Here is a 25,232-nt window from a genome sequence, read left to right as displayed (position 1 = left end):
CCGCGACGTGTCAGCCGAATGCCGCTCCCCGGTGTCGCCAAGGCGGGCAGGGGCGAGCGCCCACTCGGCATCGTCCCACGCCGCGCCGGCCGGGGTCTTCGCGGGCCCGTTGGGTGACCACGACGACCGCGACATCGGCCTCGGCGACTTCGATGGCCGCTCGGAGGCCTGATGCACCGCTTCCCACCACGAGGACAGACGTGGTGAGCTGGTGTCCGAGCGAAGACATGGGTCCTCCTACGACAGCGAACGGACAGGATCATTGGTTGGGATCGACCGGACAGGCCCCCGATTTGTGACAACCTCAGCGTGTTTCCGGGCGTGGAAGTAGTCACACCGTCTGTCCGCACCGCGGGGGAGGGGCCGCGGGTATCGTGACAAGGATTCTTCCGAACACCGCTGTGGGAGCACTGTTCCCCCGGATCCCGCCGAGGAGCCGAGTCGCATGATCGCCAGCCCGCTTCCCGCTCTGGTCGGCCGGCAGCGTGAGTGCACGGCGCTCGACAACCTGCTGGCCGGCCTTCGGGCCGGCGGTTCCCGCGTCATGGTCGTCCGGGGCGAGGCGGGTATCGGCAAGTCGGTGCTGCTGGAGTACATGGCTGCGCAGGCGTCCCGGGTGCAGGTGACCTGGGCGCGCGGTGTCGAGGCCGACATGGAGCTCCCTTACGCGAGTCTGCACCAGGTGTGCGCGCCGTTCCTGGGCGGTGTCGAAGAACTGCCGCAACCCCAACGTGACGCCCTGCGCGTGGCATTCGGGACGGCGGTCGGCGATCCGCCCGACCGTTTCCTGGTCGGCCTCGCCGTTCTGACCCTGCTCACCCGCGCCTCGGAGACCCGGCCGGTGCTGGTGCTGGTGGACGACGCCCAGTGGCTGGATCAAGTGTCGTTGCAGACACTTGAGTTCGTGGCCCGGCGACTGCTCGCGGAGCCGGTCGCCTTGGTGTTCGCGGTCCGCGACCCCGAGGGGCAGTCCGCGCTCGCGGGCCTTCCGGCGCTGCAACTGAGGGGACTTGACGCCGCTTCGGCCGGGGAACTCCTGGAGGGAGCTGTGGGGGGACGGTTGGAGGAGCGGGTCCGGGACCGGTTCGTGGCCGAGACACACGGCAACCCGCTGGCGCTGCTGGAATTCTCCCGCGGCCGCAGCGCCGCCGAACTGGCCTACGGCGTCGACGCGTCGAGTGCCCCGGTCGTCCAAGGGCCGGTGGCCAGCCGCGTCGAGCGTGATTTCGCCGGGCGGCTCGGTGCGCTGCCGGCCGCGACCCGCACCCTGCTGCTGATCGCTGCGGCGGAACCGGTGGGCGACGTGCGCCTGTTGACCCGCGCGGCCGCTTCCCTCGGCATCACTCCGGACGCCGCACCGGCCAAGGCAGCCGGCCTGATCGAGTTCGGCGAGCCCGTACGGTTCCGGCACCCGCTGGTCCGTTCGGCGGTCTACCACGGAGCCGAGCCGGAGGATCGACGTGCGGTGCACCGGGCCCTGGCCGAGGCCACGGACCCCCTCCTGGACCCTGACCGGCGCGCCTGGCACGCCGCGCAGGCGGCCGACGGGCCGGACGAGGAGGTCGCCGCAGGACTGGAGCAGGCCGCCGACCGCGCCCGGCAGCGCGGGGGCATCGCGGCCGAGGCGGTTCTGCTGGAACGCGCGGTGGAGGTGACGCCCGATCCCTGGCCGCGAGGGCGCCGGGCCCTTGCGGCGGCCGAGGCGCACTTCTCGGCCGCCGCGCCCGAACGGGCCACGGAATTGGCCGCGGTGGCCGACCTGTATCCCCTCAGCGTCCTGGACCGGGCCCGCCTGGCACGTCTGCGGGCCAGAATCCTGTTCGCCCGCAGCCGCAGCGACGAGGCGGCACCACTGCTCCTGAACGCGGCGGCACAGTTCACCGCGGCCGGATCTCCCCTGGCGCGGGAGACGTACCTGGAGGCGATCAGCGCGACCATCTTCGCCGGCCGGGTCCATGGTCCGACAGGCGCCCGAGCCGCGGCGATAGCGGCCCGCGCGTCCGGGGCGCCCTCCTCGGGCTCCAAGGCCGCGGACGCTCTCTTGGACGGTGTGGCGGCCCTGCTCGCGGATGGCTCGGAGACGGCCGTCCCGGCCCTGCGCGAGGCACTCGACCTGCTCGAGCACGAAGAGCTCCACACGCGGGAGGCGACCGTACGGTGGCTGCTGCTGGCCCCGGTCGCGCTTGAGTCGTTCATCCACTGGGCCTGGGACCTGCATGCCTGGGACACACTCTCGACTCGCGCAGTGCGTCTGGCCCGCGACATCGGAGCACTCGGCAGCCTGCCGCCGGCTCTGATCTACGCGGGCGGGGTGCACATCCACTACGGCGATTTCGCCGAGGCCGACCGGATGATCGACGAGGCCGACGCGATCGCCACCGCGACCGGCCACGCCCCGCACAAATACGCCACGCTCGTCCTGGCCGCGTGGCGGGGTGAGGCGGATGTCGCCGCCGGCATCATCGAAGAAGCCAGAGAGCGCGCCGTGCAGCGGGGCGAAGTATCCCTGCTCGGTGCCATGGGCTACATCCAGGGCGTGCTCTTCAACGGACTGGCCCGCTACGAAGAGGCGATCGAGGCCGCCCGCACCGGTATCGAGCACGACGGTTTCAACTTCACTGGTCTGTCGCTGGTCGAACACGTGGAGGCCGCGACGCGTTGCGGTGAACTCGACCAGGCTCGCGCCTCGTTGGCCCGCCTTACCGAACTCACCCGCGCCGCCGACTCCGGGTGGGCGCGGGGTGCGAGCGCACGCAGTGAGGCGCTGCTGGCCGACGGTGAGGCGGCCGACCGCCTGTACCGCACGGCGATCGAGGAATTCGGCCACGGCGGGGTTGTCGTGGAGGTGGCACGCACCCACCTGCTGTACGGCGAGTGGCTGCGGCGCGCACAGCGCCGCGCGCAGGCCCGCGAGCATCTCCGCACGGCCTACGACATGTTCGGCGCGATGCCGGCTCACGCGTTCGCCGAACGGGCCCGCCGTGAGCTGATCGCCACCGGCGAGCAGGTGACCGCGCGGGAGACCACACCGACGAACGCTCTCACCCCGCAGGAGTCGCAGGTCGCAGCCCTCGCCGCCGACGGCATGACGAACGCGCGGATCGGCGCGGAGCTGTTCATCAGCCCCCATACCGTGGAATGGCACCTGCGGAAGGTCTACGTGAAGCTCGGCATCAGCTCCCGCCGAGCCCTGCCGGACGTCCTCGACATCGCACGGGCACGGTGAGTTTGAACCGACAGCCATCACGAATCCGCGGGGGCCGCGCACCTATGGGGTGACGGTATGCAGCGCCTAGATCCGGTGCGCTCGGTCCAGCCGCACCAGGGCGGTCACTGCCTCGCGCAGGCGAGGAACGAGGTCGGCCTCGCCCCACCTCGTGATGGGCGAGGGGGAGGACAGAGCGGGCGGCCACTGGTCCCAGCTGCCGATCCGGTCCTGATCACCACGGCGCGCTAGGAACCAGTGCCCCGGTACACGCGTGTGCATGAGACGGGGAGTGGGTGATCCTCGCCGACCCGGCCGGACGTCTCTTGTGGACTGGAATTGCTGGCGCGATGAGACGTCGTCGAACAGGAGTCGCCCGCCCCATCAGTGAGAGTGTGACACGCTGCACGACGATGCATTGGTACCGTGTACTCGACTATACGCACAGCGTGTAGTCGACCTGGGCATCGCAGATGGCGTTCACGCCCGTCCGCTGCCCACCCTTGCGCCGCGCGACGGCACCCTGTCCCCAGTCGTACGAGAGGAACATTGTGAGCCCACCTGCACGTCGGCGTCTCGGAGGTCTCCGCGCGCTCGCCCTCGGCGCTCGACTCGCACTCTTCGGCGGGCGGAACAGCGCGATCCGCACGTCTCTCACAGCTGTCGGAGTGGGGCTGGGTGTGGCAATGTTGCTGTTCGCCGCGTCGGTGCCGACCGTCAGACACCACCGGGACCAGCGGATCCACCACCGCATCGATGTCAACCTCAGCGACCGCGCCATCACGCGCTCGGATCACACTGTTCTTATCAGGGAAATCAACACGGTGTTCCGGGGCGAGGAGATCCGAGGGCGCATGGTGCAGCCGGAGGGACCCGCGGCACCGCTGCCGCCCGGAGTCCAGCGCTACCCACGCCCCGGGGAGATGGTCGTATCTCCTGCACTGCACAAACTGCTGGCCGCACCGGGAGACGGCCTGCTGCGCGAGCGCCTCGCCCATCCCATCGCGGGTGAGATCGGCGATGCAGGTCTGCTCGACCCGGGCGAGCACGTCTTCTATCTGGTCGCGAACCACATGGCGGCCGATGCAGGGCAAACGCGACGGCTCGACCACTTCGGCAAGGCCTACGCGAAGAAGCCCCTTCCCCCCGAACTCGTCCTCCTCTGCATCGCAGGAATCGTCGTACTGCTCCTCCCCGTCGGTGTTTTCATCGCCGCGGCCGTACGGTTCGGTGGTGAGCGACGGGACCGGCGGCTGGCCGCCCTGCGCCTAGTCGGCGCGAACCGCGGGATGACCGCCACCATCGCAGCAGGCGAGGTCGCGCTCAGGACGCACAACTGGAGCACCCTACTGGCCATAGCCGGCATCGGGGCGGCCGTCTCCCTCGGTGTCACCCTGTTGACCCTGCCGGCATTGTGGCGTTCGACGCGACCGCAGGGACTACGTCACGAGTGAATCGCTCCCCCGGCCGCGCCACGTGTGAGGCGACCGGCCGGAGGGTGCCTTCGGGAGCCCGAACGCCAGCCGCCCCCGGACTTCAGAAGACGGCGATGATCCTCGCTCCGGAGGACAGTCATGGCCGCAGAACGCCGGCCGCAACCACGACGCACACTGTGATGTGCAGAATCACGAGATGAGGAAGACAGTGGCAATGGTGGATCCGGCAAGCCCGATCAGCACGTCGAACAACGGGGTACGAAGCACTGAGGCTTCGCGGGAACTTGGCGCCATGGCCTCGGTGTTCGCCAACTTCCGTCAGTACCTCATGGGATGGGGCACACAGGGCCGAGCGGGCAATACCGTCGACCAGTTCCGCAGCGGGCTTGCCACCCCGCAGTTCAACGGCGTCGTACGCGTACGGTCGGTGTCCGCGGATGGGGCGGACGTGACGGCCGTCCGCAAGGAGTTCGCGAACGTTCCCTGGTGGTGGTGGGTCGGACCCGACAGCCCCGAGGACACCGCCGACGTCCTGCGGTGCCGCGGTGGACGAGAGCTCACGGCCCTCCCCGTGATGGTGCTCCCGCTCGACGAACCGGCCGACCCGGGCACAGTCCCGCACACCGCTCGCACCGGTTTGCGGGTGGAGCCGGTACGGGACGATGAACGGCTGGCCGAGTTGGTCCGGACGTACCGGGCGTCGATGGGTGTCGAGCCCGGGCTGGAGGCCGAGATGGTGCGCATCGAGTCGCGGCGCGCGGACAACGCCGACATCATCCGGCTGGCCGCCGTGCTGGACGGCCGAGTGGTCGGGACGACCGTGGTGATCACCGCCCACGGGGTGGCCGGGATCTTCCTCGTCCACGTGACCGAAGCACATCGCCGGCGGGGCGTCGGTGCGGCCCTGACGGCCGCCGCGCTCCAGGTGGGGTGGGAGCGCGGGATGCGCTGCGCCGCGCTGGTGGCCAGCCCTGCGGGCGAACCGTTGTACCGACGTTTCGGCTTCACGACGACATCCGAGTACCGGCTGTTCGCCTTCCCCGCCTGAGCCGCAGCCGGCCCGGATGCGGAGTACGCGCTGCCCCTCCAACCTGCACGCCGGCGTCGCCGCTCGTTTGCCCGGCCGGCGGATCGCGCCGGGACTTCGCTTGCCGGGAGTGCCGGTTAGGTTGGCGAGCTCACCGCGCTCGCCTCCCCCGACGAGGTAGCCTTCTGCACCTCCGGCCGGGCACTCGAGCAGCGCCTTCATCCTGCAGTTCTTCGGCTGACTCCTCGGCTGCGGCGCCAGCCAGTGGTCCAAGAGGATGTACACCATCCAGTACGGCCACCGCACGTCCCTGGTCTCCGAAACTGACATGCGGGTGAAGAGGGCGCGCACGTAGCCCTGGCATGTGATCCGGCCACCGCGTCGTCGACCCCCGCCCGTACACGACGTACCAGCCCTTCCTGCCCGAGGTCGTGGCCGGTTCGGTGGAGGCCCGGCACGCGGCGGTCTCGCTCCGCCGTCACCTCCACTACACGCGACTGGTGGCGGGCTCGGTGACGGAGATCCGCCACAGCGTGCGCACGGTCACGGTCCGCCCGGAGTCCGGGCCATCCCTCGACCTGCACTACGACGTGCTGGTGGTGACGGCGGGGGCGGTCACCCGGACCTTCCCGATCCCGGGGCTGAGCGATCAGGCGTACGGACTCAAGCACGTCGAGGAGGCGGTGGCGATCCGCGACCGCCTCCTCACCTCGTTCGACCGTGCGGCCGGTCTGCCGCGCGGGCCCGAACGCACCAAACTGCTCACCGTCACCGTCGTCGGTGGCGGATTCTCCGGAGTGGAGGGATTTGGTGAGCTGCTGGCCCTGGCGACCGCGTTGCTCAAGCAGTACCCGGAGATCGGCGCGGACGAACCGGCCTTCCACCTGGTCGAGGCACGGGACCGCATCCTGCCCGAGGTCCCGGACCGGCCGGGCGCCTGGGTGGTGCGTTCACTGGAGAAACGGAGGGCGCGGCTGCACCTGAACACCCAGCTGGTCTCCGCCGAGGACGGTCGGGTGCGGCTGTCGGACGGCACCGAGTACGACTCGGGCCTGCTGGTGTGGACGGCCGGCAACGCCGCCAACCCGATCGTGCACGACCACAGCGACCTGCCCGTCGACGAGCGGGGCCTGCTCACCGTACGGGCGGATCTGCGGGTCACCACGGACACCGAGGTGGTGATCATATGCAGCGGCCCCGTCGGCCGAGAACAGAGTGGGCGGTCCCACGCAGAACACACCGTTGATCGGGCCGTCAGGGACGGCGGGCCGGGGACGGAGCGAGCCCCGTGACGGTCCCTTCGTCCGCCGGCGGCGCCTCGTGGTCGCCCGCTGCGGGCGACCGTTTGATCTTCTCGGACACCGCGCGGATCCGGGCGTTCACTTCGTCGATCGCCTCCCGGAGCACCTCGAGCCGTCCCTCCAGGACGGCGGCCTCCGCGGCGAGCAAGACGGTGACGGCGGCGGGGTCGGTCCGGCGGTCGGCGTCTCGAGTCATCCTCGTGTCCCTCCTCGGCCCACGTCGGAAGTCCGGTGGACGGGCTCCGGGGGACCGGCGATCGCCCGGGCGCGAGTGATGAATGTCCCTGCCATGCTCCTCCTTTGTCGCCGCGGGGCCGGGGCACGGACCGCCACGAGCCGTCGGTACCGCATTGACCGGGTAGTGGCGGGAGCTGTGACAGCCGCCGTGCGGCCGCCGCGTCACGGCAGTTCGCAGCCCGGGGACGGAGCGTCCTGAGAGAAGGGGATACCGTGCGGCAGGACGTAGAGGACTTCCAGGACGACGTCCGTGGCTCCCCGGTTCTCGCCGAGGTGCACGTGGTCCGCGCCCGACGGCTCCTTCAGGAAGCTACCCTTTTTGTACACGCCGTCGGAGGCGCAGGAGGCGTCGAAGTGACTCAGCGTGCCCTGCTTGACGAAGGCGTACAGGGTGCCGTCGTGGTAGTGCCACCCGGTCGCCTGGCCGGGCGGGATGGTGATCTCGCGGAGGACGTAGTCGGTGTCGCCGACGGTCCGCTGGGCCAGGACGCGGCCGCTGACGCCGGGGCCGCCGGGGGTGGCCTGGGCGGTCGTCGAGGCGAGCGAGAGCCCTATGAGGCAGGTTCCGACGACCGCGGCGCGTGCTGAAGTACGCATGATGATTCCCTTCGGTACGTGAGGGCGAATAGCGGCCCGGGGCAAGCGGCCCTCAGGGGCGGCCCGTTCACTTGTAACACTGTATTGCCACTGAGTGGGTCAGGACGCCGAGGTTCGGTCCGACAGTGTGTTTCGTTGCGGAGATGTCAGCGTCTCTCCCACTTCCCGGTGCGGTGGGGGCAGCGGGTAACGTTCCGTACGACGCTACCCTGCGGGTGGGGGAGTCGGTATGGAGCACAATCGGCGGTGCCCTGCCGCTCGCGAACTGCTCGACGAGCGGTGGCACTTGGTGGAGGTCGCGCAGTGGATGCTGGGCAGCCGGGTGACCGCCGAGCGACTTACCGACGAGGCGTACCGGCGGTGGTACGGGCTCTCCGGCGGTGAGCGTTCGCGCATCCGGACGCCGCGGACCTGGTTGAGCTACGTCGTGGGCCGCCTCGCGCTGGCCCGGCTGGCCGCGCCCGGGCCACCGGCCGGGATCGGCGAGGCGTTGCTGGGGTCGGTGGACACGTGGTCACCCGCGCGTCGGTACCGGAGCGGGCCGATCCGGCGGTCGCGGCCCGGCACGGCACGGCCTGGGCGCCCGGGGCGGCAGGAACAGTCGGCGCACGCCCGCCGCACGGCCCGCAGGGTTGGACCTCCGCCACCGGGTCCGGTCGGCGCGGTGATCACCCTCGACCCGGCCCCGGTCCGCACCCGGGACGACGAGGGGCCCGTCGTGACCGTGCGCGCACAGTTCCTCCGCGGCCTTGCTGGCGGCCAGACCGCGCCCCCGACGATCACGAACGTCTTCACATGCGACACGTTGCATCCCGTCCCAGTTGGTGTGGCACACACGGCGAACGGTCTGCGGGGACGTGCGGATGACCGGGCGGAGGGCCCGGTTGTGGCAGTGCCGCACCCGTGGGGGCTCTTGAGGTGCGGCGTCTCACCGGCGGCCGCGCAGCGTCACGGCCAGCAGCTCCGACTCCTCGTACCCCGGGAGCGGGGCGAACCCGTGCGCTGCCAGCTCGCGGGTCAGCTGGGCGCGCGTCGCGGGCCACATCCAGAACGTCTCGGTGTGTTCCCGCAGCACGTCCTCGGCGTCCCTGACCCAGTAGTCGGCGCGGGTCCGGATGCGGTAGCCGGCGGCCGACATTGTCATGCGCCCGCCGTAGACGTGCGCGCCGACCCGCTTGTCCGCGAGCAGGCGCACGACGGTGCGGGCCGGGAGCCGGGCCGGCGGCAGCTGCACGAACAGCGAGCCGCGGGGGGTGAGGGCCCTGCTGAGCGCGGGCCACAACTTCTCGCGTACGCCGGGTGGAAGGCAACCCACCATGTTGTGGCAGACGGCAACGTCCGCGACCGCGTCCAGCGCGGTCTCGTCGAGGGGGTGCGGGTGCACGGTGACCCGATCCCGCTGCTCGGAGGGCAGGGCTGCGAGCCGGGTCAGCAGCGACGTACGCATGGCCCGGGCCGGTTCGACGGCGTGCACGTCGGCCCAGGAGTCGGCGAGGGCCAGTATCGTCACTCGCCCGGTACCGGCCCCGACGTCCAGCACGCCGGTGCGGGCGTCGGCGATCTGGCGTGCGTAGAGCCGGCGGACCCGGGCTTCGTCCGCGTCGGCCTGCAAGATGTCGTAGAACTCCGCGGTGACCGCGTAGGAGTCGGATTCCTGTCGGAGGCCTGACGGTCCGCTGAGGATAGTGTGCATGCCCGACATGACAACGTATGAGCATAGTGTGTGACAGCGAGGACAGGCGACCGCAGCGCGGACCGTTGTCACAGAGGCACACGGTGCGCAGTCAATAGTCCGGCTCCGTCCGCGACCTTTCGGGACGTTCCCGAACCGGACCGGAGCCCCGGAAAACGTCGTGAGAGCGGAGTACGTCGTCATGACCGCGCGATCCCCCCAGGTATGGCTGCCCGCACAGTTCGGCCGCCTCGCCGATCTGCCCCCGGGCCTTGACTACGCCCGCTGGGACGGCCGTTCGGCCTTTCCCACGGACCCGGCGGAGGTCGAGTTCTACGTGCCCCCGCTGACCAAAGACATCGGCGCCGTTGCCCGGCCGCTGGCCCGGATGACCCGGCTGCAGGCGGTGCAGGCGCTCAGCGCCGGAACCGACGAGCTGCGGGCGGCACTGGACCGGCTGCCCCGTGAGGTGACCTTGTGCAACGCGAAGGGGGTGCCGGCTGCCGGCACGGCCGAGCTGGCCCTGACGCTGATCCTCGCCAGCCTGCGCGGCATACCGGAGTCGCTCCGCGCCCAGGACCGGGAGGACTGGGACCCGCGGACCTTCTCCACCCTGCACGAACGGTCCGTGCTCATCGTCGGTCACGGCGCCGTCGGCTCCGCCCTGGAGGAGCTCCTGACGCCCTTCGGCTGCCCGGTCACCCGCGTCGGGCGCGCGGACCGGGACACGCCCCAAGGGCCGGTGCGCTCCGTGTCGCTGCTGCCCCGGCTCGTCGCGGACGCCGACGTGATCGTGCTGTGCACTCCGCTGACCGCGGCGACCCGCGGGCTCTTCGATGCCGCACTGCTGTCCCGCGTCAAGGACGGCGCCCTGCTCGTCAACGTGTCCCGGGGCGCGGTCGTTGACACCCACGCCCTGCTGAAGGAGGTGCACGGCGGCCGACTGCTGGCCGCCCTCGACGTGACCGACCCCGAACCGCTCCCGCCGGGCCACCCGCTCTGGACCGCGCCCGGCGTCCTGATCACCCCGCACGTCGGCGCTTTCACCCCCGGCCTGTGGCCCCGTCTCGAAGCGCTCGTGCGACGGCAGCTGGCCCGGTTCGCCGCCGGCGGGGAACTGGAGAACGTCGTCACACGCTGACACCAGGCCGCCCTAGTGTCACACCTTTGCGTCCTCACCGGTCTTGACTGGGACAGGAGTTGATGAATGCACCCGAACAGTGTGCCGCGCGACGAATGGTGGCGAGATGGGCGACAACAGTCGGCCGGCCGGACCGGAGCGGGGGCGCGGTGGAGAGCGGCTCGCCATGTGGGTGGCGTGCCGGACGGGCCTGTGCGGGACGGCCCGCTCCGCCCGGCGCCTGGTCTTCCCGGACCACTGGTCGTTCCTGCTCGGCGAGATCGCGCTCTACAGTCTCGTCGTCCTGCTGATCACGGGCGTCTACCTCAGCCTTTACTTCCACCCCTCCACCGATCTCGTCGTCTATGACGGCGGATACGCGCCGCTGCGGGGCAGTTGGTGTCCCGGGCCTTCGAGTCGACCCTGCACCTCTCCTTCGACGTCCGCGGCGGCCTGCTCGTCCGCCAGGCGCACCACTGGGCGGCACTGGTCTTCGTCGCCGCGGCCTTCGCGCACCTGCTGCGGCTCTTCTTCACGGCGCGTTGCGCAAGCCGCGCGAGCTGAACTGGGTGCTGGGGTTCCTGCTACTCGTCCTGGCCATGTTCGCCGGCCTGACCGGCTACGACCTGCCCGGCGATCTGATGTCCGGAACCGGCCTGCAAGTGGTCAACGGCACGCTGCTGTCGATCCCGGTCGTCGGTACCTACCTGTCGTTCTTCCTCTTCGGCGGCGAGTTCCCCGGCGAGGACCTGATCGACCGCTTCAACACCCTGCACACGCTGGTCGTCCCCGCGCTGATGATCGCGGTGCTCGTCGGTTACGCGGTACTGGCCCTGCGCCACCGGCCCACCCAGTACCCCGGCCCTGGCCGGAGCGAGAACAACGTCGTCGGCCTTCCGCTCGCCGTCCGTGCCGTGAAGTCCGCCGGATACTTCTGCTTCGTGTCCGGCGTGATCTTCTTCATGGCGGCCGTGGCCCAGATCAACCCCGTGTGGAACTACGGCCCCTTCCGCCCAGACCAGGTCTCCGCCGGATCCCAGCCGGACTGGTACATGGGCGTCGCGGACGGCCTGCTGCGCGTCATGCCCGGTTGGGAGGTCGACGTGTGGGGCCACACCGTGGCCCTGGACAACTTCTTGCCCCTGCTGGCCGGCCTGCTCCTCTTCCTCGCGATGGGCGCCTATCCGTTCCTGGAGGCCTGGGTCACGGACGACGACCGCGATCACCACCTCCTCGACCGCCCCCGCAACCGTCCCGTACGGACCGCCCTGGGCGTGGCCTGGCTCAGCGTCTGCGCGGTGGCGCTCGTCGGCGCCGCCAACGACGTCATCGCCACCCGGCTGCACGTCTCCGTCAACTCCGTGACCTGGGCCGTGCGTGTCGGTCTGTTCGTCGCCCCGGTTCTGGCCTTCGTCCTTACCAAGCGCCTCGCGCTCGGCCTCCAGCGGCGTGACCGCGACAAGGTGCTGCACGGCCGCGAGACCGGCGTCATCAAGCGTCTGCCGCACGGCGAGTATGTCGAGGTCCACGAGCCCCTCGACCCGGCCCGGCTGCACACCCTCACCGCCCACGAGCAGTACCGGCCGCTGGAGCCCGCGCCCGAACCGGACCCGGACGGACCCGCGCCGACCCGGACCCGGACCGCCACCCGGCGCCTGCGCGTCGCGCTCAGTCGCGTCCTCTACGGCCCGGGCACCCAGATCCCCAAACCCTCGCCGCCCGAGCACCAGGAATTCACCGCCCGGCACCGGCCCTGATCCGCCCCCCGCCCGCCCCTCCCGACCGACTCCCGCCCGCCTCCCACCCGGGAGACGGGCGGGGCACCCACCACCGATCCCGTCCGAAAGGCCATCGACATGGACCGAACCGTCCGCACCAGCCGGGCCCGTACCGCACTCACCGCCCTCGCCACCGCGAGCGTCTTCGCCGGGCTGTTCGCCACCACGACCGGGTCGGCTGCCGCCGACAAGGGCCCCGCCACCGAGGCGCCCAAGCCCACCGTCGTCCTCGTCCACGGCGCGTTCGCCGACTCCACGAGCTGGAACGACGTCATCCGCAGACTGCGCCACGACCACTATCCGGTAGTCGCCGTCGCCAACCCGCTGCGCTCTCTGAGCGGCGACTCCGCCTACGTCAGGGACGTCCTGGCCGGCATCGACGGGCCCATCGTCCTGGCCGGGCACTCCTACGGCGGCTCGGTGATCAGCAACGCCGCCACCGGCAACGAGAACGTCAAGGCGCTGGTCTACCTCGCTGCCTTCCTCCCGGACAAGGGGGAGAGCGCGGCCGACCTGGCGGGCAAGTTCCCGGGCAGCACCCTCGGCGACGCGCTGCGCCCGGTGCCGACCACGAACGCCGACGGCTCCCCGGTCAATGACCTATACATCCAGAACGCAACGTTCCGCCATCAGTTCGCCGCGGACGTGCCCCGCGCCACGACGGACCTGATGGCCGTCACCCAGCGGCCGATCACTGACGCCGCCCTGGCCGGGGCCGCGGCCGAACCGGCCTGGAAGACCATCCCCTCCTGGGTCCTGGTCGCCACGCAGGACCTCAACATTCCTCCAGCGGCGCAGGAGTTCATGGCCGAGCGGGCCCACGCCCACACCTCGAAGGTGCGGTCCTCGCACGCAGTGAGCGTCTCGAAGCCCGGGAAGGTCACCGAGGTCATCGAGGACGCCGCTCACGCGGTGCGCTGACACCCGACGCGGGACGAGCCGTGCGGACGGGGCGCTGTCGCCGGCTGCACGGCTCGTCGCGCTGCCGCCGCGACCCGCTCCACCGACCGCACCGGCCCCGGACGTGCAAGGACGAACTCATGCGCTGCGAACCGCGGATCACCCCCCATCGGCCCGCCGAGCTCGCCCGCACCGTGGCGCTGCACCGCCGCTGCTCACCGCAGACCCTGGAGCGCTAGCACCGGGCGATGCCCGACCCCGGCACCTATATGCCCGTACTGCTGACCCGCCCCGGTCCACCTGGCCGTGCGGGACATGACCGGACGCCACATCGCCGTCGGCCACCTGATGCCGGATCACTCCGCCGTGGAGGCCGCGCTGCTGGTCGAGGACGCCTGGCAGGGCCGTGGACTGGGCATCCGCCTGCTGCGGGGTCTGGCACGGCACGCGCTCAGCGGCGGCTGGGACACCCTCTTCGGTCTCTTCCTGGCGGCCGACGGACGGATCGACGCGATCCTGCGCCACCCGGACGCCCCTGTGCACCGCACGCGGGGGAAAGGGGGGCGACTCCGTCACCGTATGGGCCCGGACCCGCGACCTCGCCGTGCTCGATGTGGCACTGACACGCTGACCCCGCACGCGGCCGGCCCGCGTCGCCTTCCTCCGGGGAAGAGCTCCGCGGGCCGGCCGCGTGCGGGGTCCGTCGTTCTACGGAACCCTGTCGGCGTACAGGTCGTCCTCGAACGCCGCGGCCTCCAGGATCGCCTTGACCGAGGTCAGGTAGCGGGCCGCGTCCGCCCCGTCCACCAGCCGGTGGTCGTACGACAGCGACAGGTGCCCAGGTCCCGGATGCCGATGGCCTCGTCGTCGCCGTCGCGGACGACCGCGGGCCGCCTGACCCGTCGTGCTCACACCGAGGATCGCGGCCTCCTTCGGCGGCACGATGACGGTGTCGAACAGGGCGCCGCGCGAACCCGTGTTGGAGATCGTGAACGTCGCGCCCGTCACGTCGTCGGGCGTGAGGTGCCCGCCACGGGCCCGCTCAGCCAGGTCGTGGACGGCCCGCGCGGCAGCGCGACGTTGATGACGGTGGAGCCGAGCATCGGGACGCTCGACCCGAGCACCGTGGCGAGCAGGGTCCACCGACCGCGGGCGCCAGCGATCAGGAGGAACGGGACGGGCACGGGGGTGGCGCCGTCTGTGGCGGGGAGTGCGTCATGTCGGGTCTTGGCGTCATCGTCCGGCGGGGCGGGGCGGGGCGGAGCGGGCACCGGGCGGCCGGGGTCCGTCGCCCGACCGGTGGCCGGGGTGGCGGGGCGACGGACCCGCGTGTCCGGCCGGGCCGGAGCGGCCGGCTCAGCGGCGCGCTCCGTACCTGATGGCCCGGCGCGTCACACATGGCCCCCCGGCCCGGTCTGTGGGGAGGGAAGGGCCTCCCGACCCCACCGCCCGTAAAGGACCGCGCCATGAGTGACATCGTTCTCGAACGCGCCGCGCAGGAATTCGCCACCGCAACCGCGAAGCCGCCGCTGCTGTACGAACTGGGCGTCGAGGGCGCCCGCAAGCTCCTGGACGACGTCCAGTCCGGACCTATGGCCGCCACCCAGCGGCCGGTGGCGGACGCGGCGCTGGCCGAGAGGGCCTCCGCCCCCGCCTGGCGGGACATCCCGTCCTGAGTCCTGGTGGCGACCGAGGACCGTAACATCCCGGCCCAGGTGCAGATCTTCATGGCCGAGCGCACGACGGCCACGGTCGTGACCGTCGACGCCTCCCACGCGGTCGCCGTCTCCCGCCCGGGCGACGGCGACCGACTGATCGACGAGGCGGTACGGGCCACCGGCTGAACCGCCTGGGTATTGAGGCACGGTGCCCGCGGCACCGCGCCGTCCTCGCGGGCCCGGCTCCGCCACGGACGCCGGGCTGCCTACTTCGGGAGCGCATTCATGAGCACGGATGAGCAGGCCGCTCGCGGGCTGGCCGACCTGGAGGCCTACCTGTCCAGGAGGCCCATCTCAACGCCGCCCGGCTGCGCGTGGCCGCCTTCCTCGCGCATTCGGCCGGGCTGAGCCACCGGCAGAAGAGGGACATCGAGGAGTGGTACCTCGACGAGCAGAAGTACGTTGCCGGGACGGTGACACAGCACATCGCCGACAGCATCGCCCAGGCCGACTCGGCCCGGCACCGCAGCAACCTCCGGTGGATGCGGTGGCTGCTCATCGCCGTGACCGCCCTGCCCCTGCTGACCTTCGTGGGCACCCGCTCCTGGCCCACGCCGCGGCCCCCGGGGAGAGCGGGGAGGAACGGCATTTTCGAGCCAGCCGCGGGCACCCGGAACCCCGGAGCGCGAGCGCCCCGTCCTTGGACCGTCCTGCGCGCCCAAGCGCTTCCTCCACCCCCCCAGCTCGGCACGCCGGACCTGCACTGCCAGACCCTGGTCGACCCCGCCCAGCCGCAGCGGCTCGTCATCTACACCGCCACGCCGGGTACCGAGAGCGACACCAACGTGCGCCTGCTGAGCCTGCTCCCCGGCAACCTGACACAGAAGGCGGCCGTGCCCGGTCGTTAGCGAGGACGGAGCCCGTCGGCTCAGACCCAGGCGACGGCATCCTCGTGCGCGAGGCGCGGCATGCGGTCAAACTCCGGAGGGCCCGCAGGGTGGCCAATGTTCACGACGAGCACGGAGTGCCAGGAACTGCCGGGGAAGAACTCCTTGTCGATCCCCGCCGCGTCGAAGCCGGCCATGGGTCCGGCGGCGAGGCCGCAAGCGCGGACGGCGAGGATGAAGTAGCCCGCCTGGAGGGGACCGTTGAAGGACGTGATGCCGTCCCGCTGGGCGGGATCGACGGCGAAGTGCTCCCGCAGCTCGGGCTTGATCGGCAGGATGTGCGGGATGTGCTCGTGGAAGCGGTCGTCCACGGCCAGGACCGCGACGGCGGGGGCGGAGGCCGTTTTGGGCCGGTTCCCCTCGTCGAGGTGCGGCAGCAGGCGTTCCTTGCCCTCGGGCGTGCGGACGTACAGGACGCGCAGGGGCTGTAGGTTCGCGGCGGTCGGGGCCCAGCGGGCCAGTTCCCAGATGTCGGTCAGCATCGCGTCGTCGACCGGTGTGTCGGTGAAGGAGTAGGCGGTGCGCGCGTCGGTGAAGAGCGCGGCCCGGGCGTCGGCGCCGACCCGGGAAAGAGGGACCGAGGTGGTCACGTCGAACTCTCCTAGCTCGTAAATACGAAGCGGCTTTGTCTGTCGATGTCACTTCGGAAAACAGAGTGGCAAGGGGGAGCGTAGCACCCTCGCTATCCTGGAGACATGACGGAAGCAGCGGACCCCCGGTCGCCCCGCGCGGGCGACGCCCTCACCGGGCAGCACCATCCGGCGTCCTGCGACGGGGCCCTGACGAGGGCGTTCGGCTTCCTCGGTAAGCGGTGGAACGGGGTCATCCTGGCCACGCTGCAGCACGGGCCCCTGGGCTACGCCGAGTTGCGGCGCGCGGTGGAGGGCATCAGCGATTCCGTCCTCTCGGAGCGCCTCTCCGAGCTGTCCGGCGCGGGGCTCACCGTGCGCGAGGTCGAGCCCGGACCGCCGGTCATGGTCCGCTACCGGCTCACCCCGGACGGGACGGCCCTCATGCCCATCCTCGGCGAGCTGGCCGGCTGGGCGTCCCGCCACCTGCCCGAAACACCGGCCGCCCCCCAGCGCCGCGCCAGGAACTGAACCGGACGCGCCTTCCCCGGCTCACATGAGCCGCCGCGGCGACCCGGCGTCAGCCGACACGTCCCGCATCAGGTCGGCGACATGGGTAGGGGTCGGCGGAACGGCACCCCGCCGCACCCCGGTGGCCGGCGACCACACCCAAGCGACCGTCAGATTGAGATCTTTGCCGACCACGACATCAACGTCCTCATGCGGTAGCGGGTACAGGCGGTCGGACGGCGGGTCATGAGTGGGCCCCACGGGCTCGGCCACGGGGTCCCCACGGGGGTGGCCCACGGAAGCCCCACTGGTTCGGGGAGCGGCCCCCGGGGGGAGTCCCACGGGGGCCCACGGACTCCACCACGGGGAGCCAGGGGCGCGGGGGCGGGAGTCCCACGGCGAGGGTGGAGGCGCGCCCTGGACGGGCGATCCTTCCACCACGAGGAGTTCCCCATGCCCGCGACCGGCCCGCAGACCACGACGACCGAAGCCGCGCTCGCCCGGCCGGCCGGGGAAGACGACATGGACGCCGCCCTCGACACCTTCCTGGCCGAGCGGACACGGCTCTTCCGCATCGCCTACCGCATTCTCGGCGACGTCACTGGAGCCGAGGACGTGGTCCAGGAGGTGTGGCTGCGCTGGCAGCTCACCCAGCGCGCGGAGGTCGACAACCCGACCGCGTTCCTGGTGACGGCGACCACCCGGCTGGCCATCAATGTCGTCCGCTCCGCCCGCCACCGCCACGAGGTCCCGGTCGAGCCGCAGTTGGCCGACTTCGGCGACCGGGCCGCCCCGGACCCCGTACTGAGCGTCGAGCGCAGCATTGCGGTCGAGGGGGCCCTGGCCCTGCTCATGGCGCGACTGACGCCGGACCGGCTGGCCGCCTACGTCCTGCGCAAGGGATTCGGCTACGCCTACGCCGAACTCGCGTCCCTGCTGCGGATCAGCGCCCCGAACGCGCGCGTGGTGGTGCACCGGGCCCAGGCCCGGCTGGAGTCCGGCCGGGAGCGCCCGGTCCCCGTCGAGTCGCACCGCCGCCTCGCCGCGGCGTTCCGGACGGCCGCCCACACCGGCGACCTGGACGGCCTGGTGAAGGTGCTTGCCCCCGCCGCGTGACGAGTCGCCGACCGTGTCACACTGTTCAATGTTTAACCGTTGAGTGGGACGCACCATATTGAGTGTGCATACCAGTGAAGACAGAAGGAACATGTGATGTCCGCAGACCTTTCCGCCTTGACCTTCGCGGGCCACGTGGCCATCGTGACCGGAGCCGGTTCCGGCATCGGCCGGGCCACGGCAGTCGCCTTCGCCGAAGCGGGCGCGCAGGTGCTCGGAGTGGGACGGCGCGAGGCACCGCTGACGGAGACCGCCGCACTTCACCCTCGCATCGGCGTCCTGGCGATCGACGTCTGCGCCGAGGGAGCCCCCGCCGAGGTGATCAGGACCGCCGTACGGCGGTGGGGACGCATTGACCACCTGGTCAACAACGCGGGTGCCACAGCGGTGATGAGACTCGCCGACACCGACGAGCAGACTGTCACGAACTTGCTCGCCCTGAACGTCGTCGCGCCGAGTCTCCTCGCCCACGCCGCCCTGCCATACCTGCGCGAGACCTCCGGCACCATCATCAACCTCTCCAGCACCTACGGGCACCGGCCTATGCCGGGCGGCGCGCACTACGCGGCCACCAAGGCCGCCGTCGAACAGCTGACCCGCAGCTGGGCGCTGGAATTGGCGGAGGAGGGAGTCCGCGTCAACGCCGTCGCCCCCGGCCCCACCCGCACCGACGTCATGCTGCACGCCGGACTCACCCCCGAGGCCGCCGACGACATGTACGCCTACGAACGCGACCGCATCCCCACCCACCGCATCGCGGGCACCGAAGAGATCGCCCACTGGGTCCTGCGGATGGCCGACCCCGCGGGACGGCACGCCACCGGCCAGGTCGTCACCGTGGACGGCGGCCTGGAACTCGTCTGACACCGTCTCGGACAGCGAAACCGATCGGTGGTACTTCCCGCCCCCCCGTGTCACACGTCGGGCACCGGACCGGTCAAACCCCTCGACCGACCAGGCGTTGAGGAGGTTGATGCCCGATGAAGGTCGTGGTGTTCGACGACGGAGGACTCATGGGCGTCGAGACCGCCCTGTGGGTCAGGGACCACGGACACGAGGTGGGCATCGTCTCGGCACCCGCCGGGTTCGACGCACTCACCCCGGACGAGGTCGCCGACGCCCTGCACGGCTGTGCGGTGGTGATCGACTTCGTCCGTCCCCCCCGGCCACCCGCACGTTCCCCACGGAGAACGGCCCGGCCGGCGGCCTCCTGCGCGCCGCGATCGCCGCCGGGGTGCGGCACCACGTGTGCCTCTCCGCGGTCGGCGTGGACCGGGTCCGCGATGACGGTGCCTTCACCGCGCTGCGCGCCCGGGAAGCCCTGATCGAACGCTCCGGCATCCCACACTCCATCCTGCGCAGCACCCAGTTGTTCGAGGCCGCCGAGGCCATCGCGGACACGGCCACCGAGGACGGCGCCGTCCGGGTGCCGCCGCTGCGCGTGCAGCCGGTGTCCCTGATGGACGTGGCGATGTACCTCGCTGCACATCGCGGTGTTCCGGCCCCTGGGCGGAGCGCGCGAGATCGCCGGCCCCGAACGGTTCGGGCTGGACCGGTTCGTCCGTATCGCCCTCGCGACGGACGCGGACCGCCGGCCTGTCCACACGCACGCCCATAGCCCCTTCCGCGGCGCTCGCCCCCGCACCGAGGGCATCGGGCTGATCGGGGAAGCCGAGAACACGGAGGGTCTCATCGTCTTCGAGGAACCATCGCAGGATGCGAAGGTACGGCTCGACATCCAGTGCTTCGGGCGCGCAGACGACGCCCGGCGCCTCTAGGGGAGGGGCTGGCGGATGGAGCGCATCGGCAAGAGGCTGGATCGCCTCCAGAAGGCGGGCGGAGGTTTGGCGGGCTGCAGTCGAGTCCCTCCGCTTCCCCGGACGTGACAGCGTGTCACGTCCGGGGAGTTCGGCGATGATTCGTAGCTCCCGTGTCAGTGAGGCGACGAGGCCCGCCGTCTCGGCGAGGGCGGCGTCGAGTTCCTTGCCGGTACGGCGCACGATGTCCTCGACGAGCCGGGCCTCGCCCGCGTCTTCGGGTCCAGCGGCTCTCGCCCGCGCGGCGTGGATCGCCTGGTATCCGGTCCATGCCTTGACGGAGGACAGGAGAGCGTGGGCGTCGAAGAGGATCGCCTCGGCGTTCGTCTCGAGATACTCACGGCGGCCGTGTCCGTCGAGCCGATGGATCTGCCGGATGTGATTGTCGACGTTCAGTCGGTACAGGTCTCGCTGCGTACGCAGGTCCGCCTTCTTACCTGCGATGGTGTCCCACAGGGACGTCGGGACCGATTCGGCGTTTCGCGCCTGATCGACTACGTCCTCGACGGTGGCGACCAGTGCCGTCAGCTCGGCCCACTGCTCGTGGCGGACAGTCGTGAGTACCTGGGGTCAGCGCGATGTTGGTCCTGACAAGGCCCGTGACCTCACTCAGCTGTATCTGGAGGCCGACCATGGCCAGCGCCGGCCCGAGTGCGGCCGCGGTCTGCGCCGCGCTCACCGCGGTCACGGGGATGAAGCGGGCCTGAGCGACTATCTTGCCGTTGGCGAAGACTGCTCCGAGGTTCGCGCCATCCTTGATGGCGAGCGTTCCACCGGTCTTCAGCAGAGTCTGTGTCGCGTTGCTGATCCTGTAGAGCCCCTGCGCGCCGGCGAATGCGTTTCCGAGGTTGCCGGCCACGGTCGCCGTGTTTCCGATCGAGGCGAGGACTGTGGAGATCTGCTTGAGGTCAGCGGCCGAAACGAACCCGAAGTCGATCAGATCGAGCTTGAGTTCCGCCGGGACCTCACCGAAGACGACAGCAACTCCGGGGAGTACCTCCGCCAAAACCATCGATGCCGACGTCGAGTCGAAGTCCGAGTCGGGTGTTGGATCGTCCACAACAGGTGGGTCGGCGGCATTGCTCTGGCCGTTCTCCTCAGACTCGGCGATCTCCATCGAGTCCGAAGGGTTCTGCACGCGAACTTTTCCTCCCCCGTGAGAGCGCGCAACAGCCAGACATTGCGGGCGTTCACCGCCGGAGTCTACGGCTCGACGCGCTGCGGGCGCGCACCGTATCGAAGACCAACTTCGCCCCGGAGTCACCCATCCATCCGTATCTGGGCCCATTACCCGGCCTGGGCTGCGTGGTGAGCCACGCGATGGACTCCGCTCAGACCATGTCCGGGCTGAGCCGCGGGTCAACGTGCAGGAAATCACTGGGCGTACGGACGAGACGGGGTCCGGCGAAGCGTTCGAGCGCCGTCAGCACACTGCGCCGATCGGCCCCGATCGCCCCGAGGGTGCAGATGCCCACGTAGCCGAGCTCACGATGAGCCTTGGAGAGCCCCGTACTCGTCTTCGGAACGGGAGCCTCCGGGTGCAGGCGGACGGCCAGGACCGTCAGCCTCTCCTGATACCGTCGGCGGACGCCACCGCCGATCGAGCACCGCATCAACCCGATGTGGGAGATGTCCGTCCACGGCACACAGACACCACTGTGGCCACGGCTGAAGCTGATCTCCGCGGAGTTGAGGGTCAGCGTCGCTACATGCCGGTCGCTCGAGAACAGAGCAGCCCCGAAGAGCCACAGGAAGAACAGCGTCGGGATACCGATCAGCAGGGGACCCAACCAGCTCAGTGGGTCCGCCGACGCCGTCCGCAGCGCCTCGGTGAAGAACCAGCCGATGAACAGCGTGCCGACGCCGCCGATGACCATGGGCTCGCGCCTGCCGCGGGCGGCGGTCGCCTTGTCAGGACGCAACCGCACCTCGTCGTGCGCCGGGGACGGGGATGGCGGAGCGGCCGCCGCTGGGCCGCGGACCAGCGCGAGATCGCCGGCGGTGTTGAGCGCGCGCCGCTGCGGACGCGGCAGTCCGCGCGCGGCAAGGCTCTGTGTGACCCGCTGGTAGATCGCGTCCAGGGTCTGTGGCCCAGATTGGCCGAGCGCTTGGAGCAGAGCACCGGTGAAGGCCGTGTACGGTTCGCCGCTCGGTGCATGGGAGGGTGCGTTGGCGGTGGTTGAGGTGAGGGTGTAGGTGCCAGCAACCTCCAACTGGCCAATGATCAGGCCTTGTTCATCGCCCATGGCCTCAATGGCCCGGCCTGAGAAGCAGCAGTCGAGGATCAGGATCCGGATGGCTGCGGGGCTGCCGGCCAACTCCTCGCGGAGGGTATCGAGCGGCAGGGCCGTATAGCGCAGCAGGGACGGCTCGGTCTCGGTCAGGCTGAGGTAGAGGCGGCCCTTGTCGTCGAGCAGGCCGTGTCCCGCGTAGTACACGAGCAGGACGTCCGTCGCTTCACGAATCGTGTTGCTGAGGATGGGGCCCAGGCGCTGCATGTCGGCAGGATCGGAGACGACCTGGCACAGCTCGGGTGTGATCGTACCCGCGGCAGGGGTGGTGAGAACCTGACGCAATGCGTTCAGGTTGGCGGCCACGGCAGGGATCGGCGGCAGCTCGGGGGCCTGGGGAAACCGGCTGGTGCCGATCAGAACAGCCCGGGAATGAGCAGTTTCGGGGAAACGCGTCACCGCTCGGGCTCCTCGTCACCGAGCAGGCCACCGACCTCCCGGATCAGTGCCTGAGCGTCGGGGACCCGCTGCGCATCAAGTTCTATAGTGCGGCCGTCCGAGGTGATGGTGATCTTGAGGTCCGAGCGTCGCTGCCAGAGCCAGGTCGAAAGCGACCGGGCGAGTACCGCTCCCGCTCCTCCCGAGCCCAGCGCCACCACCAGCGCGTCAATCAGTCCGCCCATCTCACCAGGCCGTGGCGCCGCCCGCTCCAGCACCGCACGGCCGCGCAACTCGTCCTCGTGGTGCAGCCAGTCGAGCAGGGATCTGAGCAGGGTCTCGCCCTCGGAGCTAAGGACGGCTATCCGGACGCGGCGTGTAGATTCCACGGGATCATCCTGCCGGGGCACCGGACTCCCGAACGCTCGAACGGCGAAATTGCGATGCCCGAAGTCTCTCGGCCACCCTGCGATCGGCCGAGAACGCCTGGACGCCGAACCACGACTACTACCAAGTTCCAACGTCGACGATAGCTGGTCGCCAGGAGACCATTGATTGATCACCCAGCCAACTATCCGAGCCGAGCCACTAGCCAACTCAGGACAGGAGGGCACTCGTCGGCCCAAGACATGACTCCGATGTCCCAACGCCACCAGGGCTGCCCCAGTCACGAATCCTGGGGCAGCCCTCGGAAGTTCGCGACGCACGGACCGTCAGCGGGTCGCCAGGTGGTTGGCGAGGTGCAGCGCGTCGGTGGCCACGGACAGCGCCCTGTGAAGCTCGATGACCTCGTGAAGAGTGGGGTGTACGACGGCAGTCCAGTCGTCGTGGAGGTCCGGCCAGCTGGCGAGGAGAACCTCGGTCGACGCCAGACGGAGGTGAGCGGTCACATCCATTCCGTCTCCGAGGCGGGCTTCCAGCTGAGCAGGATGGAGCCGGGCCGGAGGCGGTCGGGCTCCATATCGGTTGTCCACGCCGTGTGGATCGGCTGGGTGGGATGAGGGGGCACGCAGCGGAGGAGCGCGCTGCGCACGGACCGTGGCATGGGGTAATGGGCCAGATCACCCAGGAGCAGGTGGTCCGCGAAGTTGGAGGGGTTGATCGGCGGCGCTGCGGACTGTGTGAGGGGGTGACAGGTCATACGTCGGCCCAGTCCAGCTGGTTGCGGACCGCGGGCGGCAGTACCCCCTCCTGGCCGTTTTCGGCGATGTAGACAGCTCCGGTGATCTCCACGATGCGGCCGATGCGGTGGGATTGGGGCCAGTCCGGGTTGATGGCGAAGTACGCGGGCAGGTCGGCATCGACGGACTGCAACTGGTGAATCAGTTGGCCGACGGTGATCGTGTGGGGCACGGCAGCCTCCTGGGTGATCGGGGGAGAAGCGGTCGGGGAGGAATCTCAGAGACCTGCGTCGCGCCGGGGGCATTCGCGTAACGCGACGCAGTTCTTCGTGGACGGGCGGTAGCTCATCCACTGGGCGGACATCAGACGCAAGTGCAGTAGCGCATGGGGAAAGCGATCAGCGCGGCGAGGAATCCGGCGACGACCTGTGCTGGGATGTCCGGACCGAAGGCCGGGCGCCAGGCCGTGGTGCCGTCCTTGTCTGTGCCGTGAACGTGCCACAGCTCGCCGCGCGCCGCTTCCCGGCTTTCGGGCAGGAAGCCCACGCACACAAGCCCGTCGGGGCTGGAGCAGCGGACGTGGCCGGACCCCGAGAACTGATCCACGGTTGGTGAGAGTCGTTCATCGGCGGGTGCATGCGACAGTGTAGACCGCTGGGGCTTGGTAGCCGAGCGAGCTGTGTCGTCGGCGCCGGTTGTAGTCCTCCTTCCAGTCGCTGATCACGACTCGGGCTTGGGCCAGCGACCAGAAAGATGTGAAAGTTCAGGTGGCCTAGCAACGGCGTCCCTGGACACGGTTGCCCTCAGTCACTCAGGTCGTATCAGTCATACAGCCGCGTACTTACCTCTCTCGGTCAGCACGGGAAAGCCGAGACGGCCAGCCCAAACCGAAAGGGTGTTCAGCTGACTTCGGCGCCGAGGGCGATGTCGAAGCCGGCGCCGTTGCGGGCCAGCCCCATCAGCAGGATGCCGGTCCATTCGAGGACCGAAGCCATCGCGAGCCCTCCCGTGTCCAGGGGCCGCAAGTCGATGCTCTCCAGAAACGCCGCAACTTGGGCCTTCGCTGCGGCGTCGTCGCCGGCAACAAAAACGTCCAGGGGCGTGTCGCGAGCGAGGACGTGGCCGAAGACCGAGTTCAGCGCCTTCACGACGGGTGTGCCCTCGGGGGCGGCAGCAGCGATCTCCTGGGCCGCCGAGCTGTCTGGGGTGGTCGCGAGTCCGCTGGCGTCGGCGTTGAAGGGATTGGAGATGTCGACGAGGACCTTGCCGGCAAGGGCGTCGCCGTAGTGAGTGACCACGTCGACTGCGCCGGTGTACGGGACGGCCACGATGACGATGTCACCTGCCGGCGTTGCGCCGAGCGCGCCGACGGTGGCTCCGTGGCCGATCTGGTCGGCCAGCGCCAAAGCCTTGGCGGTGTTGCGGCTCATGAGCTCGATCGCGTGGCCGTGCTTGGCTGCCCGGGTGCCGATGGCGGCGGCCATGTTGCCCGAACCGATGATGCTGATGGTGGTCATGACGTGTTCCTTTGCTGTCTATGGAGCTGCCGGTA

The 25,232-nt window shown here is 70.4% G+C and carries 27 protein-coding genes and 3 pseudogenes; 15 read left to right on the top strand and 15 right to left on the bottom strand.

The features are described 5' to 3' along the window. Positions 1–10: 10 nt before the first annotated feature. Positions 11–229: an FAD-binding protein gene (locus tag ACZ4UV_RS49245; RefSeq protein ID WP_451018797.1), complete on the bottom strand. Its 219-nt coding sequence runs from the start codon at positions 227–229 to the stop codon at positions 11–13. Positions 230–445: 216 nt separating this feature from the next. Between ACZ4UV_RS49245 and ACZ4UV_RS49240 the strand changes: the two genes are divergently transcribed. The 4 genes and pseudogenes from ACZ4UV_RS49240 to ACZ4UV_RS49225 all read left to right on the top strand — a co-directional run. Beyond that, positions 446–3,226 carry a helix-turn-helix transcriptional regulator gene (locus tag ACZ4UV_RS49240; protein WP_451018796.1) on the top strand — a complete coding sequence of 927 codons (2,781 nt, stop codon included), beginning with the start codon at positions 446–448 and terminating at the stop codon, positions 3,224–3,226. A 665-nt stretch (positions 3,227–3,891) separates the two neighbouring features. Continuing rightward, complete coding sequence (locus ACZ4UV_RS49235) at positions 3,892–4,659, top strand: hypothetical protein (RefSeq protein ID WP_467848757.1); 768 nt, start codon at positions 3,892–3,894, stop codon at positions 4,657–4,659. 274 nt (positions 4,660–4,933) lie between these two features. Beyond that, the gene (locus ACZ4UV_RS49230) at positions 4,934–5,689 is read left to right on the top strand and encodes a GNAT family N-acetyltransferase (protein ID WP_451018793.1); all 756 of its coding nucleotides are present in this window, start codon (positions 4,934–4,936) and stop codon (positions 5,687–5,689) included. Positions 5,690–6,048: 359 nt separating this feature from the next. After that, a pseudogene (locus ACZ4UV_RS49225) lies at positions 6,049–6,849 on the top strand (NAD(P)/FAD-dependent oxidoreductase); the annotation flags it as partial. Between the two features lie 73 nt (positions 6,850–6,922). On the opposite strand, the gene ACZ4UV_RS49220 reads toward ACZ4UV_RS49225, so the two are convergent. The 3 genes from ACZ4UV_RS49220 to ACZ4UV_RS49210 form a co-directional block, all read right to left on the bottom strand. After that, the gene (locus tag ACZ4UV_RS49220) at positions 6,923–7,165 is read right to left on the bottom strand and encodes a hypothetical protein (protein ID WP_451018791.1); all 243 of its coding nucleotides are present in this window, start codon (positions 7,163–7,165) and stop codon (positions 6,923–6,925) included. A gap of 203 nt (positions 7,166–7,368) precedes the next feature. Then, a complete protein-coding gene (locus ACZ4UV_RS49215; RefSeq protein ID WP_467848753.1) occupies positions 7,369–7,803 on the bottom strand; it encodes a cupin domain-containing protein in 435 nt (144 codons plus the stop codon). A 928-nt stretch (positions 7,804–8,731) separates the two neighbouring features. Next, entirely contained in the window at positions 8,732–9,496 is a 765-nt protein-coding gene (locus tag ACZ4UV_RS49210) for a class I SAM-dependent methyltransferase (protein WP_451018789.1), read from the bottom strand. Between the two features lie 181 nt (positions 9,497–9,677). Between ACZ4UV_RS49210 and ACZ4UV_RS49205 the strand changes: the two genes are divergently transcribed. The 3 genes and pseudogenes from ACZ4UV_RS49205 (at position 9,678) to ACZ4UV_RS49195 (ending at position 13,294) form a co-directional block, all read left to right on the top strand. Continuing rightward, positions 9,678–10,616: a 2-hydroxyacid dehydrogenase gene (locus ACZ4UV_RS49205; protein WP_451018788.1), complete on the top strand. Its 939-nt coding sequence runs from the start codon at positions 9,678–9,680 to the stop codon at positions 10,614–10,616. A gap of 106 nt (positions 10,617–10,722) precedes the next feature. Then, positions 10,723–12,352, top strand: a pseudogene (qcrB, locus tag ACZ4UV_RS49200) (cytochrome bc1 complex cytochrome b subunit). A gap of 99 nt (positions 12,353–12,451) precedes the next feature. Beyond that, positions 12,452–13,294: an alpha/beta fold hydrolase gene (locus tag ACZ4UV_RS49195; protein WP_451018787.1), complete on the top strand. Its 843-nt coding sequence runs from the start codon at positions 12,452–12,454 to the stop codon at positions 13,292–13,294. Between the two features lie 687 nt (positions 13,295–13,981). On the opposite strand, the gene ACZ4UV_RS49190 is transcribed toward ACZ4UV_RS49195, so the two are convergent. Continuing rightward, positions 13,982–14,323, bottom strand: a complete 342-nt coding sequence (locus ACZ4UV_RS49190; protein WP_451018805.1) for a 2-oxo acid dehydrogenase subunit E2 — start codon at positions 14,321–14,323, stop codon at positions 13,982–13,984. Further along, positions 14,278–14,457, bottom strand: coding sequence for a hypothetical protein (locus tag ACZ4UV_RS49185; RefSeq protein WP_451018806.1), 180 nt, complete (start codon positions 14,455–14,457; stop codon positions 14,278–14,280). The genes ACZ4UV_RS49190 and ACZ4UV_RS49185 overlap by 46 nt, the downstream gene beginning before the upstream one ends. 282 nt (positions 14,458–14,739) lie before the next feature. Between ACZ4UV_RS49185 and ACZ4UV_RS49180 the strand changes: the two genes are divergently transcribed. The 3 genes from ACZ4UV_RS49180 (at position 14,740) to ACZ4UV_RS49170 (ending at position 15,839) form a co-directional block, all read left to right on the top strand. Beyond that, positions 14,740–14,949: a hypothetical protein gene (locus ACZ4UV_RS49180; protein WP_467848744.1), complete on the top strand. Its 210-nt coding sequence runs from the start codon at positions 14,740–14,742 to the stop codon at positions 14,947–14,949. Between the two features lie 6 nt (positions 14,950–14,955). Then, entirely contained in the window at positions 14,956–15,117 is a 162-nt protein-coding gene (locus ACZ4UV_RS49175) for a hypothetical protein (RefSeq protein WP_467848742.1), read from the top strand. A 188-nt stretch (positions 15,118–15,305) separates the two neighbouring features. Next, positions 15,306–15,839, top strand: a complete 534-nt coding sequence (locus ACZ4UV_RS49170) for a hypothetical protein (RefSeq protein WP_467848739.1) — start codon at positions 15,306–15,308, stop codon at positions 15,837–15,839. A 20-nt stretch (positions 15,840–15,859) separates the two neighbouring features. On the opposite strand, the gene ACZ4UV_RS49165 is transcribed toward ACZ4UV_RS49170, so the two are convergent. After that, positions 15,860–16,468, bottom strand: coding sequence for a malonic semialdehyde reductase (locus tag ACZ4UV_RS49165; RefSeq protein WP_467848735.1), 609 nt, complete (start codon positions 16,466–16,468; stop codon positions 15,860–15,862). A gap of 105 nt (positions 16,469–16,573) precedes the next feature. On the opposite strand from ACZ4UV_RS49165, the gene ACZ4UV_RS49160 reads away from it, so the two are divergent. The 5 genes from ACZ4UV_RS49160 (at position 16,574) to ACZ4UV_RS49140 (ending at position 19,851) form a co-directional block, all read left to right on the top strand. After that, positions 16,574–16,978 (top strand): winged helix-turn-helix transcriptional regulator, encoded by a 405-nt coding sequence (locus ACZ4UV_RS49160; protein WP_451022179.1) that lies wholly within the window; start codon positions 16,574–16,576, stop codon positions 16,976–16,978. Between the two features lie 432 nt (positions 16,979–17,410). Then, positions 17,411–18,073: a sigma factor gene (locus ACZ4UV_RS49155; protein ID WP_451022180.1), complete on the top strand. Its 663-nt coding sequence runs from the start codon at positions 17,411–17,413 to the stop codon at positions 18,071–18,073. Positions 18,074–18,169: 96 nt separating this feature from the next. Beyond that, a complete protein-coding gene (locus ACZ4UV_RS49150; RefSeq protein ID WP_451022181.1) occupies positions 18,170–18,937 on the top strand; it encodes an SDR family NAD(P)-dependent oxidoreductase in 768 nt (255 codons plus the stop codon). Positions 18,938–19,053: 116 nt separating this feature from the next. Beyond that, positions 19,054–19,398, top strand: coding sequence for a hypothetical protein (locus tag ACZ4UV_RS49145; RefSeq protein WP_467848728.1), 345 nt, complete (start codon positions 19,054–19,056; stop codon positions 19,396–19,398). Between the two features lie 168 nt (positions 19,399–19,566). Then, positions 19,567–19,851, top strand: coding sequence for a hypothetical protein (locus ACZ4UV_RS49140; protein WP_467848725.1), 285 nt, complete (start codon positions 19,567–19,569; stop codon positions 19,849–19,851). A 472-nt stretch (positions 19,852–20,323) separates the two neighbouring features. On the opposite strand, the gene ACZ4UV_RS49135 is transcribed toward ACZ4UV_RS49140, so the two are convergent. From ACZ4UV_RS49135 to ACZ4UV_RS49100, 8 genes and pseudogenes are all read right to left on the bottom strand, one after another. Continuing rightward, entirely contained in the window at positions 20,324–21,028 is a 705-nt protein-coding gene (locus ACZ4UV_RS49135) for a hypothetical protein (protein ID WP_451022183.1), read from the bottom strand. A gap of 193 nt (positions 21,029–21,221) precedes the next feature. Continuing rightward, on the bottom strand, positions 21,222–22,580 hold the full coding sequence (locus ACZ4UV_RS49130; RefSeq protein ID WP_451022184.1) for a caspase family protein: 1,359 nt from the start codon (positions 22,578–22,580) through the stop codon (positions 21,222–21,224). Then, positions 22,577–22,948 carry an effector-associated constant component EACC1 gene (locus tag ACZ4UV_RS49125; RefSeq protein WP_467848717.1) on the bottom strand — a complete coding sequence of 124 codons (372 nt, stop codon included), beginning with the start codon at positions 22,946–22,948 and terminating at the stop codon, positions 22,577–22,579. Before ACZ4UV_RS49125 ends, ACZ4UV_RS49130 begins: the two co-directional genes overlap by 4 nt. Before the next feature lie 324 nt (positions 22,949–23,272). Further along, the gene (locus ACZ4UV_RS49120) at positions 23,273–23,449 is read right to left on the bottom strand and encodes a hypothetical protein (RefSeq protein WP_451022186.1); all 177 of its coding nucleotides are present in this window, start codon (positions 23,447–23,449) and stop codon (positions 23,273–23,275) included. Positions 23,450–23,696: 247 nt separating this feature from the next. Further along, a complete protein-coding gene (locus ACZ4UV_RS49115; RefSeq protein WP_467848711.1) occupies positions 23,697–23,912 on the bottom strand; it encodes a hypothetical protein in 216 nt (71 codons plus the stop codon). A gap of 131 nt (positions 23,913–24,043) precedes the next feature. Continuing rightward, positions 24,044–24,286, bottom strand: a complete 243-nt coding sequence (locus ACZ4UV_RS49110; protein WP_451022712.1) for an SPDY domain-containing protein — start codon at positions 24,284–24,286, stop codon at positions 24,044–24,046. A gap of 16 nt (positions 24,287–24,302) precedes the next feature. Next, positions 24,303–24,434 (bottom strand): annotated as a pseudogene (locus tag ACZ4UV_RS49105) (integrase core domain-containing protein); the annotation flags it as partial. A gap of 145 nt (positions 24,435–24,579) precedes the next feature. After that, positions 24,580–25,197, bottom strand: a complete 618-nt coding sequence (locus tag ACZ4UV_RS49100) for an NADPH-dependent F420 reductase (protein ID WP_451022711.1) — start codon at positions 25,195–25,197, stop codon at positions 24,580–24,582. Between the last annotated feature and the right edge of the window lie 35 nt (positions 25,198–25,232).

This window comes from Streptomyces sp. NPDC028289 (assembly GCF_055565975.1).
Note: the sequence above shows the minus strand (reverse complement) of the source record. Positions and strands in the feature narration are given on the sequence as shown.

What these genes read in the sequence shown, in the direction of transcription:
- ACZ4UV_RS49245 (WP_451018797.1), bottom strand. Translation starts at nt 229, where the DNA reads ATGTCTTCGCTCGGACACCAGCTCACCACGTCTGTCCTCGTGGTGGGA.
- ACZ4UV_RS49240 (WP_451018796.1), top strand. Translation starts at nt 446, where the DNA reads ATGATCGCCAGCCCGCTTCCCGCTCTGGTCGGCCGGCAGCGTGAGTGC.
- ACZ4UV_RS49235 (WP_467848757.1), top strand. Translation starts at nt 3,892, where the DNA reads ATGTTGCTGTTCGCCGCGTCGGTGCCGACCGTCAGACACCACCGGGAC.
- ACZ4UV_RS49230 (WP_451018793.1), top strand. Translation starts at nt 4,934, where the DNA reads ATGGCCTCGGTGTTCGCCAACTTCCGTCAGTACCTCATGGGATGGGGC.
- ACZ4UV_RS49220 (WP_451018791.1), bottom strand. Translation starts at nt 7,165, where the DNA reads ATGACTCGAGACGCCGACCGCCGGACCGACCCCGCCGCCGTCACCGTC.
- ACZ4UV_RS49215 (WP_467848753.1), bottom strand. Translation starts at nt 7,803, where the DNA reads ATGCGTACTTCAGCACGCGCCGCGGTCGTCGGAACCTGCCTCATAGGG.
- ACZ4UV_RS49210 (WP_451018789.1), bottom strand. Translation starts at nt 9,496, where the DNA reads ATGCACACTATCCTCAGCGGACCGTCAGGCCTCCGACAGGAATCCGAC.
- ACZ4UV_RS49205 (WP_451018788.1), top strand. Translation starts at nt 9,678, where the DNA reads ATGACCGCGCGATCCCCCCAGGTATGGCTGCCCGCACAGTTCGGCCGC.
- ACZ4UV_RS49195 (WP_451018787.1), top strand. Translation starts at nt 12,452, where the DNA reads ATGGACCGAACCGTCCGCACCAGCCGGGCCCGTACCGCACTCACCGCC.
- ACZ4UV_RS49180 (WP_467848744.1), top strand. Translation starts at nt 14,740, where the DNA reads ATGAGTGACATCGTTCTCGAACGCGCCGCGCAGGAATTCGCCACCGCA.
- ACZ4UV_RS49160 (WP_451022179.1), top strand. Translation starts at nt 16,574, where the DNA reads ATGACGGAAGCAGCGGACCCCCGGTCGCCCCGCGCGGGCGACGCCCTC.
- ACZ4UV_RS49155 (WP_451022180.1), top strand. Translation starts at nt 17,411, where the DNA reads ATGCCCGCGACCGGCCCGCAGACCACGACGACCGAAGCCGCGCTCGCC.
- ACZ4UV_RS49150 (WP_451022181.1), top strand. Translation starts at nt 18,170, where the DNA reads ATGTCCGCAGACCTTTCCGCCTTGACCTTCGCGGGCCACGTGGCCATC.
- ACZ4UV_RS49145 (WP_467848728.1), top strand. Translation starts at nt 19,054, where the DNA reads ATGAAGGTCGTGGTGTTCGACGACGGAGGACTCATGGGCGTCGAGACC.
- ACZ4UV_RS49100 (WP_451022711.1), bottom strand. Translation starts at nt 25,197, where the DNA reads ATGACCACCATCAGCATCATCGGTTCGGGCAACATGGCCGCCGCCATC.